This window comes from Nonomuraea sp. NPDC049646 (assembly GCF_044465525.1).
Taxonomy (GTDB): Bacteria; Actinomycetota; Actinomycetes; order Streptosporangiales; family Streptosporangiaceae; genus Nonomuraea.
Genome location: NZ_JBITLU010000024.1, coordinates 63,541 through 80,586, shown reverse-complemented (window position 1 = coordinate 80,586; position 17,046 = coordinate 63,541). Strand labels below are relative to the sequence as shown.

At 72.7% G+C, this 17,046-nt stretch carries 14 protein-coding genes; 6 read left to right on the top strand and 8 right to left on the bottom strand.

The annotated features are described in order from the left end of the window. The first annotated feature begins 106 nt into the window (after window positions 1–106). The gene (locus tag ACIBQ8_RS45700) at window positions 107–2,341 is read left to right on the top strand and encodes a protein kinase (protein ID WP_397195242.1); all 2,235 of its coding nucleotides are present in this window, start codon (window positions 107–109) and stop codon (window positions 2,339–2,341) included. Between the two features lie 32 nt (window positions 2,342–2,373). Beyond that, a complete protein-coding gene (locus ACIBQ8_RS45695; RefSeq protein WP_397195241.1) occupies window positions 2,374–4,452 on the top strand; it encodes a beta-propeller domain-containing protein in 2,079 nt (692 codons plus the stop codon). 37 nt (window positions 4,453–4,489) lie between these two features. On the opposite strand, the gene ACIBQ8_RS45690 is transcribed toward ACIBQ8_RS45695, so the two are convergent. Together ACIBQ8_RS45690 and ACIBQ8_RS45685 are read right to left on the bottom strand one after the other, a co-directional pair. After that, entirely contained in the window at window positions 4,490–6,226 is a 1,737-nt protein-coding gene (locus ACIBQ8_RS45690) for a glycerol-3-phosphate dehydrogenase/oxidase (RefSeq protein WP_397170733.1), read from the bottom strand. A gap of 69 nt (window positions 6,227–6,295) precedes the next feature. After that, window positions 6,296–7,066, bottom strand: coding sequence for a DeoR/GlpR family DNA-binding transcription regulator (locus ACIBQ8_RS45685; protein WP_352318712.1), 771 nt, complete (start codon window positions 7,064–7,066; stop codon window positions 6,296–6,298). A 128-nt stretch (window positions 7,067–7,194) separates the two neighbouring features. On the opposite strand from ACIBQ8_RS45685, the gene ACIBQ8_RS45680 reads away from it, so the two are divergent. Genes ACIBQ8_RS45680 through ACIBQ8_RS45665 form a run of 4 tightly spaced genes read left to right on the top strand, consistent with a single transcriptional unit; the run spans window position 7,195 to window position 10,934 of the window. Next, window positions 7,195–8,067: an SIS domain-containing protein gene (locus ACIBQ8_RS45680; RefSeq protein WP_397195240.1), complete on the top strand. Its 873-nt coding sequence runs from the start codon at window positions 7,195–7,197 to the stop codon at window positions 8,065–8,067. Further along, a complete protein-coding gene (gene nagA / locus ACIBQ8_RS45675; protein ID WP_397195239.1) occupies window positions 8,064–9,197 on the top strand; it encodes an N-acetylglucosamine-6-phosphate deacetylase in 1,134 nt (377 codons plus the stop codon). The genes ACIBQ8_RS45680 and nagA overlap by 4 nt, the downstream gene beginning before the upstream one ends. After that, window positions 9,197–10,099, top strand: coding sequence for a 1-phosphofructokinase family hexose kinase (locus tag ACIBQ8_RS45670; RefSeq protein WP_397170642.1), 903 nt, complete (start codon window positions 9,197–9,199; stop codon window positions 10,097–10,099). The genes nagA and ACIBQ8_RS45670 overlap by 1 nt, the downstream gene beginning before the upstream one ends. Window positions 10,100–10,109: 10 nt before the next feature. Continuing rightward, window positions 10,110–10,934 carry a class II fructose-bisphosphate aldolase gene (locus ACIBQ8_RS45665; RefSeq protein WP_352318705.1) on the top strand — a complete coding sequence of 275 codons (825 nt, stop codon included), beginning with the start codon at window positions 10,110–10,112 and terminating at the stop codon, window positions 10,932–10,934. On the opposite strand, the gene ACIBQ8_RS45660 is transcribed toward ACIBQ8_RS45665, so the two are convergent. The 6 genes from ACIBQ8_RS45660 to guaB all read right to left on the bottom strand — a co-directional run bounded on the left by ACIBQ8_RS45660 (window position 10,924) and on the right by guaB (window position 16,882). Next, a complete protein-coding gene (locus ACIBQ8_RS45660; RefSeq protein WP_397170644.1) occupies window positions 10,924–11,358 on the bottom strand; it encodes a GNAT family N-acetyltransferase in 435 nt (144 codons plus the stop codon). The genes ACIBQ8_RS45665 and ACIBQ8_RS45660 overlap by 11 nt on opposite strands. Further along, window positions 11,355–12,131 (bottom strand): phosphotransferase family protein, encoded by a 777-nt coding sequence (locus tag ACIBQ8_RS45655; RefSeq protein WP_397195238.1) that lies wholly within the window; start codon window positions 12,129–12,131, stop codon window positions 11,355–11,357. The genes ACIBQ8_RS45660 and ACIBQ8_RS45655 overlap by 4 nt, the downstream gene beginning before the upstream one ends. A gap of 37 nt (window positions 12,132–12,168) precedes the next feature. Then, a complete protein-coding gene (locus ACIBQ8_RS45650; protein ID WP_397195237.1) occupies window positions 12,169–12,855 on the bottom strand; it encodes an SDR family NAD(P)-dependent oxidoreductase in 687 nt (228 codons plus the stop codon). A 1-nt stretch (window position 12,856) separates the two neighbouring features. Beyond that, window positions 12,857–14,068 (bottom strand): RNA polymerase sigma factor, encoded by a 1,212-nt coding sequence (locus tag ACIBQ8_RS45645; protein WP_397195236.1) that lies wholly within the window; start codon window positions 14,066–14,068, stop codon window positions 12,857–12,859. 206 nt (window positions 14,069–14,274) lie between these two features. After that, the gene (locus ACIBQ8_RS45640; protein WP_352362831.1) at window positions 14,275–15,396 is read right to left on the bottom strand and encodes a GuaB3 family IMP dehydrogenase-related protein; all 1,122 of its coding nucleotides are present in this window, start codon (window positions 15,394–15,396) and stop codon (window positions 14,275–14,277) included. 4 nt (window positions 15,397–15,400) lie between these two features. After that, on the bottom strand, window positions 15,401–16,882 hold the full coding sequence (guaB, locus tag ACIBQ8_RS45635) for an IMP dehydrogenase (protein ID WP_397170651.1): 1,482 nt from the start codon (window positions 16,880–16,882) through the stop codon (window positions 15,401–15,403). Between the last annotated feature and the right edge of the window lie 164 nt (window positions 16,883–17,046).

Below are 17,046 nucleotides of genomic sequence, written 5' to 3'. Positions count from 1 at the left end.
TTGGCTACCGGCGGGTAGTTTTTGCGGATTCGCGGGGTGGGGTCAGAATCCTCTTATGCCATCGTTCGCTCCGCTACGCCCGGGAGATCCGGCGAGTCTGGCCGGCATGGATCTCCTCGGCAGGCTTGGCGAGGGCGGCCAGGGCGTCGTCTACCTCGCGAAAGATCATTCCGGTGGGCACGTCGCCGTCAAGTGGCTGCGCCCCGACCTGTCCGGCGACGACGTGAGCGTCGAGCGGTTCCTGCGCGAGGTCCAGGTGGCCCAGCAGGTGGCGCCGTTCTGCACCGCGGCCGTCCTCGGCACCGGCGTCGAGCTGGACCGGCCGTTCATCGTCAGCGAGTTCATCGAAGGGCCCTCGTTGCAGCGGGTGGTGCAGGAGGAGGGGCCGCGCACCGGGTCCACGCTGCACCGGCTGGCCATCGGCACGGCGACCGCGCTGGCCGCCATCCACCAGGCCGGCATCGTCCACCGCGACTTCAAGCCCGCCAACGTCATCCTGGGCGCGGACGGCCCGCGGGTGATCGACTTCGGCATCGCGCGGGCGCTCAACGCGACCTCGACGATCAGCAGCATGGTCGTGGGCACGCCGTCGTACATGCCGCCCGAGCAGATCATGGGCCACACCGTCGGGCCGGCGGCCGACATGTTCTCGTGGGCCAGCGCGATGGTCTACGCGGCGTCGGGGCGGGCGCCGTTCGGCAGCGACACCATGCCCGCGGTGATCAACCGGGTCCTCAACCAGCAGCCCGACCTGGGCGTGCTCGACGGCGCGCTGCGTGACGTCGTGGCCGCGTGCCTGGCCAAGGACCCGGCGCAGCGGCCGACGGCCGAGCAGGTGATCATGCGGCTGCTCCAGCACCCGATGCCGGCGAACTCGCCCATCCTCGCCGCGGCCGCCGCGGAGGCCGTCCCCGCCGGGCCGCCCGTGACCGGGCCGGCGGCGGGGTCGGCGGCGGGGCCGATGACCGCGCCGCCGCAGCAGCACCCGCAGGGACCGCCGGGAGCGCCGCACGGGCCGCCACAGGGGCAGCCACAGGGGCAGCCACAGGGACCGCCGCAGGGGCATCCGCAGGGGCCGATGACCGGACCGATGACCGGGCCGGTACCGGGGGCGCCGGGGGGCCCGGGGGGCCCGCAGCCGTACCCGCAGCAGCAGTGGCACCCGCCCGGCCCGTACGCGCAGCCCACCCACCCCGGCGTCCACCCCCGGCGGCCGGCCGGGAAGAGCAGGGCGCCGCTGATCATCGGGGCCACGCTGGGCGTCGCCTTACTCGTGCTGGCCGGGCTCGTCGTGCTCATCGCCAACAACAGGACGACCCTGGCCGCCGACGGCGGCGTCACGACGCCCGCCTCCGCCCAGCCGTCCGGGCGCAGCGTGCCGCCCGCCACGCCGTCGGTCACGGCTTCGGTCGCGCCGGTCTCCGTCCCCGAGGAGGGGCCGCGCAAGGCGCTGCCCGGCGCCGCGATCGGCCTCTACGAGAACACCTCCGACGCCATCGTCCTGACCTCCTACGAGATCTACGACAAGAAGAAGGACGACTGGGTCGACCACGCCAGGGACTCGCTGCGCGGCCCGTTCCGCAAGTACGCCGGCAACTGGGAGTCGAACGTCTCCCCCGGCGGCCGCTACCTGGCCACCCGCGGCCGCAAGTACACCGACGACAACTACGACTACATCATCGTCAGCGACCGCCAGACGGGCGAGCGCACCACGATCAAGACCGTCCGCGGCCCGCTGATCGCCAGCATCCGCGCCTGGTCCGAGGACGGCTCCAGGATCCTGCTCAACATCGAGCGCAAGAGCGGCAGCACCTGGACCTACCCCGGCTTCGTCATCGTGGACGTCGCCACGAAGAAGGCGAAGACCGTCATGGTGGACGACTCCGCCGTCCGCAAGACCGCCTTCGGCTGGGACGGCGAGGGCACGGGCGTGATCAACGTCTTCGGCCCGGAGAAGAACCGCAGCCTGCGCTTCTTCGACGCCGACGGCAAGGCCACCCGCGACCTGCGCTCGATCGGCACGCTGCCCGCCGGCACCCAGGACGTCTTCTCCCCCTCGGGCGAGTCGTTCCTGTCCGCCTGCCCGAACGGCAGCGACGGCGACACCTGCGTGTGGGACGTCAAGTCGGGCGACCGCACGCACAAGTTCACCTCCGACTGCGACAAGGTGCTCGGCTGGTACGACGACACCCACCTCTACTGCTGGGAGCAGGACAACAACACCAAGGACGAGATCCAGGTCGTCGACCTCAAGGGCACCCTGCTCCGCAAGATCCTCGACGTGCCGGGCGACGTCGACTTCAGCCCGGTCTTCACCGCCAACCCGGCCAAGGGCTCCTGAACCATCCGGCCCGCGCAGCCGTCATGGAGGTCATGAAGACGCTGTTCCGTACGGCCGTGACCGCCGCGGCCCTCGCCGCGGTCACGACGGCCTGCACGTCGGCGGCCACGGGCCAGGCGCCCGTGCCGAAGGTCACGCTCGACGCCGTCCGCCTGGTCGCCTACGACAGTTGCGACGACATGCTGTCGGGCCTGCGGGAGCACGCCGCGGAGAACGTCGGCCCGTGGGGGTTCGGCGGCCCGCAGATCATGTACATGGAGGACACCGCCGCCACCGCGAGGGCGAAGACCACCTCCGACACCCCAGAACACTCCACCACGAACGTGCACGAAGCGGGCGTGGACGAGCCCGACCTGGTCAAGACCGACGGCAACCGGATCGTCACGGTCGTGGACGGCACCCTGCGGGTCATCGACACCGCGACCAGGAAGGTCACCGCCTCGGTCAAGCTCACCAAGAAGGACGAGCCGACCTTCACCCCCGCCGACCTGCTGCTGTCCGGCGACCGCGCGCTCGTGCTGTTCCGCGGCGGCGACATCATGGTGAAGTCCTTCGCGCCGCCCGGCGAGACCCGCTACGTCGTGGTCGACCTGGCCGGGCAGCCGAAGGTGCTCAGCACGATCCGGGCGCAGGGCTCGTACGTGGACGCCAGGATGATCGGCTCCACGGTCCGGCTCGTCACCCGCAGCCAGCCCGACATCACCTTCCCCGAGCCCAAGAGCCCGGACGCCTCCGAGGCCGACCGCAAGAAGGCCAACCAGGACGTCGTACGGCGGGCGCCGCTGTCCGCCTGGCTGCCCACGGTCGAGATCACCGGCGGGTCCGGCGCGGTCAGGAAGGACACGGTCAAGTGCGAGCGGGTCAGCCACCCCGCCGACTACACCGGCACCTCGCTGCTCACCGTCCACACCATCGACCTGACCCAGGACGTCGCCGCGACCGGCACCGAGCCCATCAGCCTGGCCGCCGACGGCGACACCGTCTACGGCAGCGGCACGAGCCTGTACGTCGCCAGCAACCCCCGCTGGTGGTTCCCGGTGGTCACCGAGCCGATGCCGGTCGAGCCCGTGCCGACGGCCACCGACGGGGCGGCCCCGGCCGTCGAGCCCACCCCGAGCGACCCGCCCGTGACGACTGACCCCACGGTGACCAGCGACCCCGCCGTGACGAGCAGCGCCCCAGCCACGTCCGCCCCGAGCGACCCCGCCGTGACCAGCAGCGCCCCGGCCACGCCCGCCACCACTGAGCCCACCCCCGAGCCCACCCCCACGGCGCCGCCCGAGGAGACCGAGGTCCACCGGTTCGACATCAGCGCCGCCGGCGCCCCCTCGTACGTGGCCTCCGGCAAGGTCCCCGGCCGCCTGCTGAACCAGTACTCGCTGTCGGAGTACGAGGGCCACCTCCGCGTCGCCACCACCCTCACCTCCACCGACGGCCGCAACAGCGCCAGCAGCGTGTACGTGCTCGACGCCGCCACCATGGCCAAGGCCGGCGAGGTCGGCGGCCTCGGGAAGGGCGAGCGCATCTACTCGGTCCGGTTCATCGGCCCGGTGGGCTACGTCGTGACGTTCAAGCAGGTGGACCCGCTCTACACGCTCGACCTGCGCGACCCGGCCGCCCCCAAGGTGACCGGCGAGCTGAAGATCACCGGCTACTCGGCCTACCTGCACCCCGGCGCGGACGGCCGGCTGATCGGCATCGGCCAGGAGGCCAGCGACAAGGGCAGGACGCTCGGCACGCAGGTCTCGCTGTTCGACGTCAGCGACCCGGCCGCCCCGCGCAGGCTGTCGCAGCTCTTCCAGAAGGAGTCGGGCTCCGAGGCCGAGTGGGACCCGCACGCGTTCCTGTACTGGCCGAAGACCGGCCTGTCGGTGCTCCCGCTGATGACCCAGAAGGAGTCGGGCGCGCTCGTGCTGAAGATCGACGACTCGGCCGTCAAGAAGCTCGGCATGATCACGCACCCCACCCACCGGGACAAGGACTACGCCTACCAGCCCGGCATCCAGCGCTCGATCGTCATCGGCGACGCCGTCTGGACGCTGTCCTGGGACGGCCTCCAGGTCAACGACGCCACGACGCTGGCCCGTCAGGCGTGGATCCCGCTGCGCTGACCCCCCGTCAGGGCGGGTGACCGGTCCGCCGGACCGGTCACCCGCGCTCCGGCGCGACCACGGGCACGATCTCGGGGGCGCCCAGCCGGATGGCGTCGGCCTCCTGGTCGGAGTCCTGCTCCTGGGAGCGCCGCTCGGCCTCGACCCGCTTGGTGTAGTACTCCACCTCGCGTTTCACCTGCTCGGCGTCCCAGCCGAGCGGCCCGGCCAGCAGTTCGGCGGCCTCCTGCGCCACGGCCAGGCCGCGGTGGAAGGTCTCGATGGAGATGTGCGTGCGCCTGGTCAGCACGTCGTTGAGGTGCCTGGCGCCCTCGTGGGTGGCGGCGTAGACGATCTCGGCCCGCAGGTAGTCGTCCGCCCCGGCCAGCGGCCGGCCCAGCGACGGATCCTGCTCGATCAGCTGGAGCACCTCGTCGATGAGCGAGCCGTAGCGCTGGAGCAGGTGCTCGATCCGGGCGACGTGCAGGCCCGAGGTGTGGGCCAGGCGGTAGCGGGAGTTCCACAGCGCCTGGTAGCCCTCGGCCCCGGCCAGCGGGATGCGGTCGGTGCACGAGCGCGGCACCCGCTGGTCAAGCCCGTGCGCCACCGCGTCCACCGCGTCGCGGGCCATGACCCGGTACGTCGTGTACTTGCCGCCGGCGACCATCACCAGCCCCGGCACCGGATGCGCCACGACGTGCTCGCGCGACAACTGCGACGTCTCGTCGGACTCCCCCGACAGCAGCGGGCGCAGCCCGGCGTAGACGCCCTCGACGTCGTCGCGGGTCAGCGGCACCGACAACACGGCGTTGACGTGGTCGAGCAGGTAGTCGATGTCGGCGCGGGAGGCCGCCGGATGGCCCTTGTCGAGCGTCCACTCGGTGTCGGTGGTGCCGATGATCCAGTGGCGGCCCCACGGGATCACGAACAGCACCGACTTCTCCGTGCGCAGGATGATGCCGGTGCGGGAGTGGATGCGGTCGCGCGGCACCAGCAGGTGGATGCCCTTGGAGGCCCGTACGTGGATCTGGCCGCGCCCGCCGACCAGCTCCTGGATGTCGTCGGTCCACACGCCCGTGGCGTTGACGACCTGCTGGGCGCGTACGTCGAAATCGGCGCCGGTCTCCAGGTCGCGTGCCCGCACGCCGGTGACCCGCTCGCCCTCCCGCAGGAAGCCGACCACCTGGGCGCGCGGCGCGATCCGGGCGCCGTACGTGGCGGCGGTGCGCAGCATGGTCATCACGTAGCGGGCGTCGTCGACCTGGGCGTCCCAGTACTGGACGGCGCCGGTGAGTGCGCTCTTCTTCAGCGCCGGGGCCAGCCGCAACGCCCGCGACCTGGACAGATGCCGGTGGCCCGGCACCCCGCGGGTGAGCCCGGAGGCGAAGCCGAGCGTGTCGTAGAGCGCCACGCCGGCTCCCACGTAGCCGCGCTCCCACCCGAAATGGGTCATCGGGAACAGGAACGGCACCGGCCGGACGAGGTGCGGCGCCAGGCGCTGGAGCAGCAGCGCCCGCTCCTGCAGCGCCTCGCGCACCAGGTCGAAGTTGAGCTGCTCCAGGTAGCGCAGGCCGCCGTGGATGAGCTTGGACGAGCGCGACGAGGTGCCGGAGGCGAAGTCGCGGGCCTCCAGCAGGGCCACGTCGAGGCCACGGGTGGCGGCGTCGAGCGCGGTGCCCGCCCCCACCACGCCGCCGCCGACCACGACCACGTCGAACTCCTGGGCGGACATCTCCGCCAGCGCCGCCGCGCGCTCGGTGGGCCCGAGCCGGGCCACGCTCCTACCGGCCGTCATCATCTCCCCTTGCGTCGACTGCGGTCAGTACCTACCCGTACGCCCGGTTCCATGTAACGCAAGGACGGCTCAGGCGCGGACGACCTTGACCCCCGCGTCGGTGAGCCGGCCGGTGAGCTCGTCGGAGAGCCGCTCGTCGGTGACCAGCGTGTCGATCTGCTCGATCGGGCAGATGCGGGAGAAGGCCCGCCGGCCCACCTTGGAGGAGTCGGCCACCACCACGACCTGGGCGGCCCGGCTGATCAGCAGGTTGTTCACGCTGGCCTCGCCCTCGTGGTGGGCCGAGGCGCCCAGCTCGACGTCGATCGCGTCGACGCCGAGGAAGGCCACGTCGAGGGTGACCTGTTCGAGCACGCCCGAGGCCAGCGGCCCGATCAGCTCGTACGACTGCTGCCTGGCCACCCCGCCGGTGACCACGATCTTGACGTGCTGCCGCACGGTCAGCTCGGCGGCGATGTTCAGGGCGTTGGTGACGATCGTGAACCCGCTCTCCAGCGTGGACAGCGTGGCGAGGGTGCGGGCCAGCTCGGAGGTGGTGGTGCCGCCGTTGAGCCCGACCACGGCGCCCGGGCTCACCAGGTCGGCCGCCGCGGCCGCTATGCGGTGCTTCTCGTCGGCGTGCCTGGCCGTCTTGTAGCGCAGCGGCAGGTCGTAGCTGACGCTCTGGGCGACGGCTCCGCCGCGCGTGCGCATGAGCATCTGCTGCTGGGCGAGCTGGTCGAAGTCACGCCGGATCGTGGCGGTGGAGACGTCGAGCGCCTGGGCGGCCTCCTCCACCGACAGCCTGCCCTCCTGCGCGAGCAGCTCCAGGATGGCGTTCCAGCGGTCGTAGCGGGACACGAAGCCTCCAATGAGATCCGTACGGGATCAAGCGTGGCACAGGCGGGCAGGCAGGAGCGACCACTGCACAAATCTGCTCTTTTACTGTATAAAAAAGGCAGAAACAAACACCAACGGGGAGGAACACGGTGACCACCCATACCGAAGCCGAGATCGAGTCCCAGCCGTCCTGCTGGCGCCGCGCCGTGGCCGCCGTGCCCTCAAGCGCGCTGCCCGAGCCCGGCGAGCGGGTGGCCGTCGTCGGCTGCGGCACGTCGTGGTTCATCGCGATGGTCTACGCCACGCTGCGCGAGCAGCTCGGGATGGGCGAGACCGACGCGTTCGCCGCCTCCGAGGCGCCGATCGGCCGCTCCTACGACCGGGTGCTCGCCCTGACCCGGTCCGGCACCACGACCGAGGTGCTGGAACTGCTGTCCAGGACGAACGCCCGCACGACGGCCATCACCGCCGACCCGAACACGCCGGTCATGACGGCCGCCGACGAGGTCATCGTGCTCGACTACGCCGACGAGACCTCCGTCGTGCAGACCCGCTTCGCCACCACCCAGCTCGCCATGCTCCGCGCCAGCCTGGACGAGGACCTGACCCCCGCGATCGCCGACGCCGAGCGGGCCCTGGCCGAGCCGCTGCCCGCCGAGCTGGTCGAGGCCGAGCAGTTCAGCTTCCTCGGCAGCGGCTGGTCGGTCGGCCTGGCCCAGGAGGCCGCGCTCAAGATGCGCGAGGCGTCCCGGTCGTGGACGGAGGCGTACCCGGCGATGGAGTACCGGCACGGCCCGATCAGCATCGCCGGCCCCGGCCGCGTCACGTGGATGCTCGGCACCGCCCCCGAGGGCCTGCGCGAGCAGGTCGAGGCGACCGGCGGCACGTTCTTCGAGAGCGGCCTCGACCCCATGGCCGAGCTGGTGCGCGCCCAGCGGGTGGCGGTCGCGCGGGCCTTCGCCCGTGGGCTGAACCCCGACGAGCCCATGCACCTCACGCGATCTGTGATCCTTTCTTCATGAGCCTTACTCTCGCCGACGCCCGGATCGTGACCCCCGAAGGGGTGCACGAAGGGTGGCTGACCATCGAAGACGGCCGCATCACGCATGTCGGCCACGGATCGGCCCCCAGCCCCGGCCTGAGCCTCGGGGGGCGGCACGTCGTCCCCGGGTTCGTCGACATCCACAACCACGGCGGCGCGGGCGGGTCGTTCCCGACCGGTGACCAGGACAAGGCCCGCGACGCCGTGGCCCTGCACCGGCGGCACGGCACCACCACGATGATGGCCAGCCTGGTCACCGACGCGCTCGACGAGCTGTCCAGGGCCGCCTCCTCGCTGGCCGAGCTGTGCGAGGAGGGGCTGCTGGCGGGCATCCACTTCGAGGGGCCGTACATCGCCAAGGCCCGCTGCGGCGCGCACGACCCCGCCCTGCTGCGCGAGCCGTCGCCGCAGGAGCTGTCGGCGCTGGTCAAGGCCGCGCGCGGGCACGCGCGCATGGTCACCCTCGCCGCCGAGCTGCCCGGCGGCCTCGACACGATCCGCACGGCCGTCGGCGAGGGCCTGATCGCGGCGCTCGGCCACAGCGACGCCGACTACGACCAGGCGATCGCCGCCATCGAGGCGGGCGCCACCGTCGCCACTCACCTCTACAACGCGATGCCGCAGCTCGGCCACCGCGCGCCCGGCCCGGTCGCCGCCCTGCTGGAGGACGAGCGCGTCACGGTCGAGCTGGTCAACGACGGCGTCCACGTGCACGCGGCGATGCTGCGCCTGGCCTACGAGGTGGCCGGTCCCGGCCGGACGGTGCTGATCACCGACGCGATGGCGGCCACAGGGCTCGGCGACGGCGACTACGTGCTCGGCCCCATGCGGGTGCGCGTGACCGACGGCGTGGCCAGGCTGGTCGAGGGCGGCTCGATCGCGGGCTCCACCCTCACCATGGACGCCGCCTTCCGCCGCGGCGTGCGCGAGCTCGGCATGTCGCTGCCCGACGCGGTCCAGGTGGCCTCGCTGACCCCCGCCAGGGTGCTCGGCCTGGCCGAGGAGATCGGCTCGATCGCCGTCGGCAAGGCGGCCGACCTGGTCGTGCTCTCCGGCGAGCTGGAGGTCGACGGCGTGATGAAGAACGGCGACTGGATCACGGAGCCCTGATGATCATCACCGTGACGCTCAACGCCGCGCTCGACGTGACCTACGAGGTCCCGTCCGTCGCCTGGGACGGCGTCAACCGGGTCGGCGCCGTCCACCGGCGCGCCGGCGGCAAGGGCGTCAACGTGGCCCGCGTGCTGGCCGCCCTCGGCCAGGAGGTCCTGGTCACGGGGCTGGCGGGCGGGCCCACGGGTCGCGCGATCGAGCACGACCTGAAAGCCGCCGGGCTGCCCGCCGCGCTGACCGGCATCGCCGCCGAGTCCCGCACCACGCTGGTGGTCTCCGAGCCGGGCGGGGCCACGCTGTTCAACGAGCCGGGCCCCGAGGTGAGCGCGGCCGAGCTGGCCGCGTTCGTGGAGCGGTACACCTCGCTGCTGGCCGGCGCCGACGCGGTGGTGGTCTCCGGCAGCCTGCCGCGCGGCGTCCCCGCCGACTTCTACGCGACGCTGGCCGCCGTCGCCGCCCGCGCGGGCGTGCCGGCCATCGTCGACGCCGACGGCGACCCGCTGCGGCACGCGCCCGAGGGCCGTCCGGCCGTCGTCAAGCCCAACGCCGAGGAGCTGGCCAGGGCGGTGCCCGGCGGCACCCCCGAGGAGGGCGCCCAGGCGCTGCGCGAACGCGGGGCCGGGGCCGTGGTCGTCTCCATGGGCGCCGACGGGCTGCTCGCCGTGACGGGCGAGGGCACCTTCCGGGCCCGGATGCCCTACACCGTGCGGGGAAACCCGACCGGGGCCGGCGACTCGCTGGTCGCGGGGCTGGCGCTGGGCCTGGTCGAGGGCTCCCCGTGGCCCGACCGGCTGCGGCGGGCCGCGGCGCTGGGCGCGGCCGCCGTGGCCGCGCCGGTCGCCGGCGACTTCGACGGCGAGGTCTACGCCGACATACACCCCCAGATCATCATCACGTAAGGAGCTCGTCATGGCCCTCGCCGGAATCGGCGACATCGTCCGGCAGTCCCCCGCAGGGGTGGGCGCGTTCAACGTGATCCAGTTGGAGCACGCCACCGCGATCGTGGCCGGCGCCGAGGCGCTCGGCCTGCCGGTCGTGCTGCAGATCAGCGAGAACTGCGTGCGCTACCACGGCGCGCTCGAACCCGTCGCGCTGGCCGCGCTGGCCGTCGCGCGCCGCGCGGAGGTGCCGGTCGCGGTCCACCTCGACCACGCCACCGACCGCGCGCTGGTGGAGGAGGCGGTGGCGCTGGGCCTCGGCTCGGTGATGTACGACGCCTCCGCCCTGCCCGACGAGGAGAACGTCGCGGCCACGGCCGAGGTGGCGGCCTGGTGCCACGAGCGCGGCGTCTGGGTGGAGGCCGAGCTCGGCGAGGTCGGCGGCAAGGACGGCGTGCACGCGCCCGGCGCCCGCACCAAGCCCCACGAGGCGGTCGACTACGTCGCCAGGACCGGCGTCGACGCGCTCGCCGTGGCCGTCGGCACCTCGCACGCCATGACCACCAAGGACGCCGTGCTCGACCTGGAGCTCATCGCCGAGCTGCGGGCGGCGGTGCCGGTGCCGCTGGTGCTGCACGGCTCGTCCGGCGTGCCCGACGACGTGCTGCGCGAGGCGGTGGCCAGCGGCATGAAGAAGATCAACATCGCCACCCACCTGAACAAGGCGTTCACCCGGGCCGTACGCGACTACCTGGCCCACGACGAGCGGGTGGTCGACTCCCGCAAATACCTCAACGCCGGCCGTGACGCCGTGGCCCGCGAGGTGAGTCACCTGCTGGGCGTGCTCACCGGCTGAGCTCCTTGCGCATCACCACGGCCGAGCGGCCGTCGAGGTCGGCCCGGCCGATCTCGGCGTAGCCGAGCGAGGTGTACAGCGCGATGTTCGAGGCCATCTTGACGTTGGTGTAGAGGCGCAGGGCGGGCAGGCCGAGCCGGGCGGCCTCCCGCTCGGCGTAGGCCAGCAGGCCCCGGCCGATGCCCCTGCCGTGCAGGTCGGGCCGCACCGCCACGTTGTCCACCAGCAGCGTGCCCTCCTCGGGGATGAGCACGACCAGCCCTTCGAGGCCGTCGGTGACGTGCACTCTGCCCGCGTCGATGAGGGCAGCGTAGTCGGCCTCCATGGGCAGCGGCCGGGTGCCGATGATCTCGGCCCATGGCTGGTAGGCGTCATGGACGAGTTGCTCGACGGCGGCCCGGTCGGCCTCCTGCGCCAGTCTCATGCCCCCAATGATCGCAGCACCCTGTCGACCTGGCGATCGAAGGTGCCGGGCGGATTGCGCGGGCTGTCGTGCGAGAGCAGGAACAGCCAGACCAGGCTCTGGAGCCTGCGGCAGTCGCGCAGCCGGCGCGCCTGCGGCCCGCTCAGCTCGAACCGGTCGGCGATCTCCACCTCGCCGTCCACCCACATCGAGACGTGTTCGGACAGCTCGGCCAGCTCGTAGGCCAGGTCGCTGCGCCCGGAGTCCTCGAAGTCGACGATGCGCACGCGGGCGCCGTCCCACAGGAAGTTGGCCAGGTTGCCGTCGCCCGCCCCGAACGCCGGCCGTACGCCCGACTCCCCCGGACGCCAGCCCGCCAGCCAGCGCAGGCCCTCCTTGACCGCGCGGTCGGCCTCCGGCCCGCGGGGCCGCCAGGCGTCCAGCCATTCCCTGACCTGGCCGGCGACCGCCTCGGCCTGCCACGGGCGTACCGGGACGTCCGCCAGCACGCCGGGCGGGACGGCCTCGTACAGCTCCGTGAGCGCCTCGGCCATGGCGGTCAGCGGCGCCTCCCCTGCGGCCAGGCCGCGCAGGGGCACGCCGTCGATCCTGGACATGCGGACGACGCCGTCCTCGAAGGCGATCGGCCGTGGGGACAGGCCAGGGGCGTGCTCGGCCAGCAGGGTGAGCGCCCGCCACTCGCGCTCGGCCGCGCCCTCCTTGCCGTCGACGTAGCGCTTGGTGACGACGTCGCCGTCGAAGTCGAGGACGTGGGTGTGCGCGAGATCGGCCATGCTTCGGCAGGATACGCCCGCCTGCCCTACGAGCCCGTCACCACGGAATGGATCGGCCGTCGCGGAAGAAGCCGCCGGTCGGCCCGTCGTCGGGCAGGTCCGCCGCCCACAACACGCTCCGCGCGCCCTCGGCGACCGGCCGCCCTCCCGGGCCGCCCATGTCGGTCGCCACCCACCCCGGGCAGACGGCGTTGACCAGGATGCCGTCCCCGCGCAGTTCGGCCGCGAGCATCCTGGTCAGCGCGTTCAGCGCCGTCTTCGACACCGTGTACGCGGGCGTGCCGCCGCCCATCGAGGCCAGCGAGCCGATCTCGCTGGAGACGTTGACGATCCGGCCGTGGCCGCTGCCGCGCAACAGCGGCAGCAGTGCCAGCGTGACCCGCCAGGCGCCCAGCAGGTTGGTCTCCAGCGCCTGCGACACCACGCCCAGGTCCGCCTCGCTGGCCCGCTGCCAGGTGTCGTAGTGGATGGCGGCGTTGTTGACCAGCACGTCGATCCGCCCGTGGGTCTTCTCCAGGTCGCGTGCCAGATCGGCCGCCGACCGCTCGTCGGCGACGTCGAGCCGCCGCGCCAGCACCTCGCCGCCGATCCCGGCCGCCGCCTCGGCGGCCTTGCGCTCGTCCCTGGCGGTCAGCACCACCGTGTCGCCCGCCGCCGCGAGCTGCCTGGCCACCTCCAGCCCGATCCCCCGGTTGGCCCCCGTGACCACGCACACCCGGTCCATCTCACGTCCCCCTCAACGTCGCGCGCCTGCGGCGCAGGAACTCCCGCTCGACCTCGTTGCCCGCGCGGGCGATGGCCTCGCCGTACGCCCGCGCCGCCTCCTCGTCGCGTCCCAGCCGTCGCAGCAGGTCGGCCCGTACGGCGTGGAACAGGTAATAGCCTGTCACCTCCAGGCCCTCCACCAGCGTCAGCCCCGCCTCGGCGCCCTCCGCCTCGGCTACTGCCACCGCGCGGTGCAGCGCCACGACCGGGCCCGGCGTGAAGGTCAGCAGCAGGTCGTAGAGCTGGACGATCTGCAGCCAGTCGGTCTCCCCCGCGCTCGCCGCGTCGCCGTGCACGGCGTTGATCGCGGCCTGCACCTGGTAGGGCCCCGGCCGCCCCCACCGCAGGCAGCGCCGGACGATCGCCTGCCCCTCCTCGACCAGCGCGCGGTCCCACAGGGCGCGGTCCTGCTCGGGCAGCGGCACCAGCTCGCCGCCGCCCGCGGTGCGCGCCGCCCGGCGCGACTGGACCAGCAGCATCAGCGCCAGCAGGCCCCACACCTCGGGCTCGTCCGGCATCAGCTCGGCGAGCAGGCGGCCGAGCCGGACGGCCTCCGCGCACAGGTCCTCGCGCACCAGCCGCTCGCCCGAACTGGCCGTGTACCCCTCGTTGAAGATCAGGTAGATCACCGCCAGCACCGCGCGCAGCCGGTCCGGCAGGTCCGCCGCCGCCGGCACCCGGTACGGGATCCCCGCCTGCCGGATCCTGCCCTTTGCCCTGACCAGCCGCTGGGCCATGGTGGCCTCCGGCACCAGGAACGCGTGCGCGATCTCGGCCGTGGTCAGCCCGCCGAGCAGCCGCAGCGTGAGCGCCACCCGCGCGTGCGGGGCGAGCGCCGGATGGCAGCAGGTGAAGATCAGGCGCAGCCGCTCGTCCCGTACGGGCCCCTCCGCGACTGGCTCGTCCGCGGCGTGCAGCAGCGCCGCCTGCACGTACTTGTCGTGGCGGCCCGACTCCCTGCGCAACCGGTCGACGGCCCGGTTCCTGGCGGTCGTGATGATCCAGCCGGCCGGGCTGGGCGGCGGGCCGGCCTGCGGCCACTGCCGCAGCGCGATCGCGAACGCCTCCTGCACGGCCTCCTCGGCGACGTCGATGTCACCGAACGCGCGGACGAGCACCGCCACCGCCCGGCCGTACTCCTCCCGGAAGGCCCGTTCGACCTGGTCGGACATCCTGCAATCACCTCGCCGGCACGTGCGTCACCTTGCGCGTCCTACACGAACGGCGGCCCCCGGATTCGACACGACCGAGATTCGACACCGCATTGATTCGACACCGCCTTGATCGACACAGCGGGCCGGCCGGGACCCCCGGAAAGCACTCGGCTCCCGAGGGCCGCAACCCCCGGGAGCCGTCGCAGACGTCGGTCAGCCGCCGGTCAGCGCTGGATCGGCGCGACCACGACCTCGACCCGCTGGAACTCCTTGATGTCGGAGTAGCCGGTGGAGGCCATCGTGCGCTTGAGCGCGCCCATCAGGTTCATCGAGCCGTCGGCCACGCTGGAGGGGCCGTGCAGGATCTGCTCCAGCGTCCCGACCGTGCCGAACTCCACGCGGCGGCCGCGCGGCAGGTCGGGGTGGTGGGCCTCGGAGCCCCAGTGGAAGCCGTGGCCGGGGGCCTCGGACGCCCTGGCCAGCGGCGAGCCCACCATGACGGCGTCGGCCCCGCACGCGATGGCCTTGGCGATGTCGCCCGAGGTGCCCATGCCGCCGTCGGCGATCACGTGCACGTACCGGCCGCCGGACTCGTCCATGTAGTCGCGGCGCGCCGCGGCCACGTCGGAGATCGCGGTGGCCATCGGCACGGCCACGCCCAGCACGTTGCGGGTGGTGTGCGAGGCGCCGCCGCCGAAGCCGACCAGCACGCCCGCCGCGCCCGTGCGCATCAGGTGCAGCGCCGCGGTGTAGGTGGCGCAGCCGCCGACGATGACCGGCACGTCGAGCTCGTAGATGAACTGCTTGAGGTTGAGCGGCTCGGCGCGGCCCGAGACGTGCTCGGCCGAGACGGTGGTGCCGCGGATGACGAAGATGTCCACGCCGGCGTCGATCACGGCCTTGTGGTACTGGACCGTGCGCTGCGGCGACAGCCGGACGGCCGTCGTCACCCCGGACGCCCGGATCTCCTCGATCCGGCGCCCGATCAGCTCCTCCTTGATCGGCGCGTCGTAGATCTCCTGGAGCCGCCGGGTCGCGGCCGCGGCGTCGAGGGCGGCGCACTCCTCCAGCAGCGGGGACGGGTCTTCGTAGCGCGTCCAGAGCCCTTCGAGATCGAGGGGGGCCAGGCCGCCGAGCCGGCCGATCTCGATCGCGGTGGCGGGCGAGACCACGCTGTCCATGGGGGCGACGACGACGGGCAGCTCGAACCGGTAGGCGTCGATCTGCCAGGCGATCGACACCTCTTCCGGGTCACGGGTGCGTCGCGAGGGCACGAGCCCGATCTCGTCGAGCGCGTACGCCCTCCGCCCGGTCTTGCCCCGGCCGATCTCCACCTGCTGAGTCATGAACTTACCTTCTGTGATAGTTCGGAGCTTCCACGGTCATCTGGATGTCGTGGGGGTGGCTCTCCTTGAGGCCCGCTGCCGTGATCGGCATGAGCTCGCAGTCGGTGTGCATCTGCTCGATCGTGCGGCACCCGGCGTACCACATGCCCTGGCGCAGCCCGCCGATGAGCTGGTGGGCGACGGCCGCGACCGGCCCGCGGTAGGGCACCTGCCCCTCGATGCCCTCGGGGATGTACTTGTCCTCGCCGCCGACGTCGGCCTGCGCGTAGCGGTCCTTGCTGAAGGAGGTGCCGCCGCGCTCGCGGTTGCGCACCGCGCCGAGCGACCCCATGCCCCGGTACGACTTGAACTGCTTGCCGTTGATGAAGATCAGCTCGCCCGGCGACTCCTCGCAGCCGGCCAGCAGCGAGCCCAGCATGACCGCGTCGGCGCCGGCCGCGATGGCCTTGACGATGTCGCCGGAGTACTGGAGGCCGCCGTCGCCGATCACCGGCACCCCGGCGGGGGCGCACGCCTTGGACGCCTCGTGGATGGCCGTGACCTGCGGCGCGCCCACGCCGGCCACCACGCGGGTGGTGCAGATGGAGCCGGGGCCGACGCCGACCTTGACCGCGTCGGCGCCCGCGTCGACCAGCATCTGGGCGCCCGCCCTGGTCGCGATGTTGCCGCCGATGACCTGGACCTTGCTGTTGGCCTTGAGCTTGGCGATCATGTCGGCCAGGCCCTTGGAGTGACCGTGGGCCACGTCGACGACGACGACGTCGACCCCGGCCTCGATCAGCGCCTTGGCCCGCAGCTCGGCGTCGCCGCCGACGCCCACGGCCGCGCCGACCAGCAGGCGGCCGTCGGCGTCCTTGGTGGACAGCGGGTACTGCTCGCTCTTGGTGAAGTCCTTGACCGTGATCAGGCCGCGCAGCCTGCCGTCGGGGTCGACGAGGGGCAGCTTCTCGATCTTGTTCTGCCGCAGCAGCGCGAACGCGTCGTCGCGCGAGACCCCCACCGGCGCGGTGACCAGCGGCATCTTGGTCATGACCTCGCGCACCGGACGACTCTGGTCGGTCTCGAAGCGCATGTCGCGGTTGGTCACGATGCCGACCAGGGTGCCCGCCACGTCCGTCACCGGCACGCCGGAGATCCGGTAGGTCGCGCACAGCCGCTCGACGTCGGCCAGCGTGTCGTCGGGGCTGCAGGTCACCGGGTTGGTCACCATGCCGGCCTCGGACCGCTTGACCAGGTCGACCTGCTGGGCCTGCTCCTCGACCGACAGGTTGCGGTGCAGGATGCCGATGCCTCCCTGGCGCGCCATGGCGACCGCCATGCGGGCCTCGGTGACGGTGTCCATGGCCGCGGAGATGAGCGGGATGGACAGCGTGATGTCCCGTGACAGACGGGATCTGGTGTCGGCCTCACCTGGTTGGAGATCGGAGTAGCCGGGCACCAGCAGCACGTCGTCGAAGGTCAAACCCATCTCGGTGAACTTGGACATGCCTCGGCCCCCTCCTGACCTCTGCGCTGATTGACCTAAGTCTAGGGCCTGCCTCCAAAACGCAACGAAGCCGGGAGCACGACGGCCCCACGCCCCGTCGTGCGCCCGGCCTCGCCGTCCGGAACGCGCAAAGTGCAGGGGGATGGGACGGTCGGTGATCCGTC

Coding starts and splice junctions, on each gene's coding strand:
- ACIBQ8_RS45700 (WP_397195242.1), top strand. CDS start 107: ATGGATCTCCTCGGCAGGCTTGGCGAGGGCGGCCAGGGCGTCGTCTAC.
- ACIBQ8_RS45695 (WP_397195241.1), top strand. CDS start 2,374: ATGAAGACGCTGTTCCGTACGGCCGTGACCGCCGCGGCCCTCGCCGCG.
- ACIBQ8_RS45690 (WP_397170733.1), bottom strand. CDS start 6,226: ATGACGGCCGGTAGGAGCGTGGCCCGGCTCGGGCCCACCGAGCGCGCG.
- nagA (WP_397195239.1), top strand. CDS start 8,064: ATGAGCCTTACTCTCGCCGACGCCCGGATCGTGACCCCCGAAGGGGTG.
- ACIBQ8_RS45670 (WP_397170642.1), top strand. CDS start 9,197: ATGATCATCACCGTGACGCTCAACGCCGCGCTCGACGTGACCTACGAG.
- ACIBQ8_RS45665 (WP_352318705.1), top strand. CDS start 10,110: ATGGCCCTCGCCGGAATCGGCGACATCGTCCGGCAGTCCCCCGCAGGG.
- ACIBQ8_RS45660 (WP_397170644.1), bottom strand. CDS start 11,358: ATGAGACTGGCGCAGGAGGCCGACCGGGCCGCCGTCGAGCAACTCGTC.
- ACIBQ8_RS45655 (WP_397195238.1), bottom strand. CDS start 12,131: ATGGCCGATCTCGCGCACACCCACGTCCTCGACTTCGACGGCGACGTC.
- ACIBQ8_RS45650 (WP_397195237.1), bottom strand. CDS start 12,855: ATGGACCGGGTGTGCGTGGTCACGGGGGCCAACCGGGGGATCGGGCTG.
- ACIBQ8_RS45645 (WP_397195236.1), bottom strand. CDS start 14,068: ATGTCCGACCAGGTCGAACGGGCCTTCCGGGAGGAGTACGGCCGGGCG.
- ACIBQ8_RS45640 (WP_352362831.1), bottom strand. CDS start 15,396: ATGACTCAGCAGGTGGAGATCGGCCGGGGCAAGACCGGGCGGAGGGCG.
- guaB (WP_397170651.1), bottom strand. CDS start 16,882: ATGTCCAAGTTCACCGAGATGGGTTTGACCTTCGACGACGTGCTGCTG.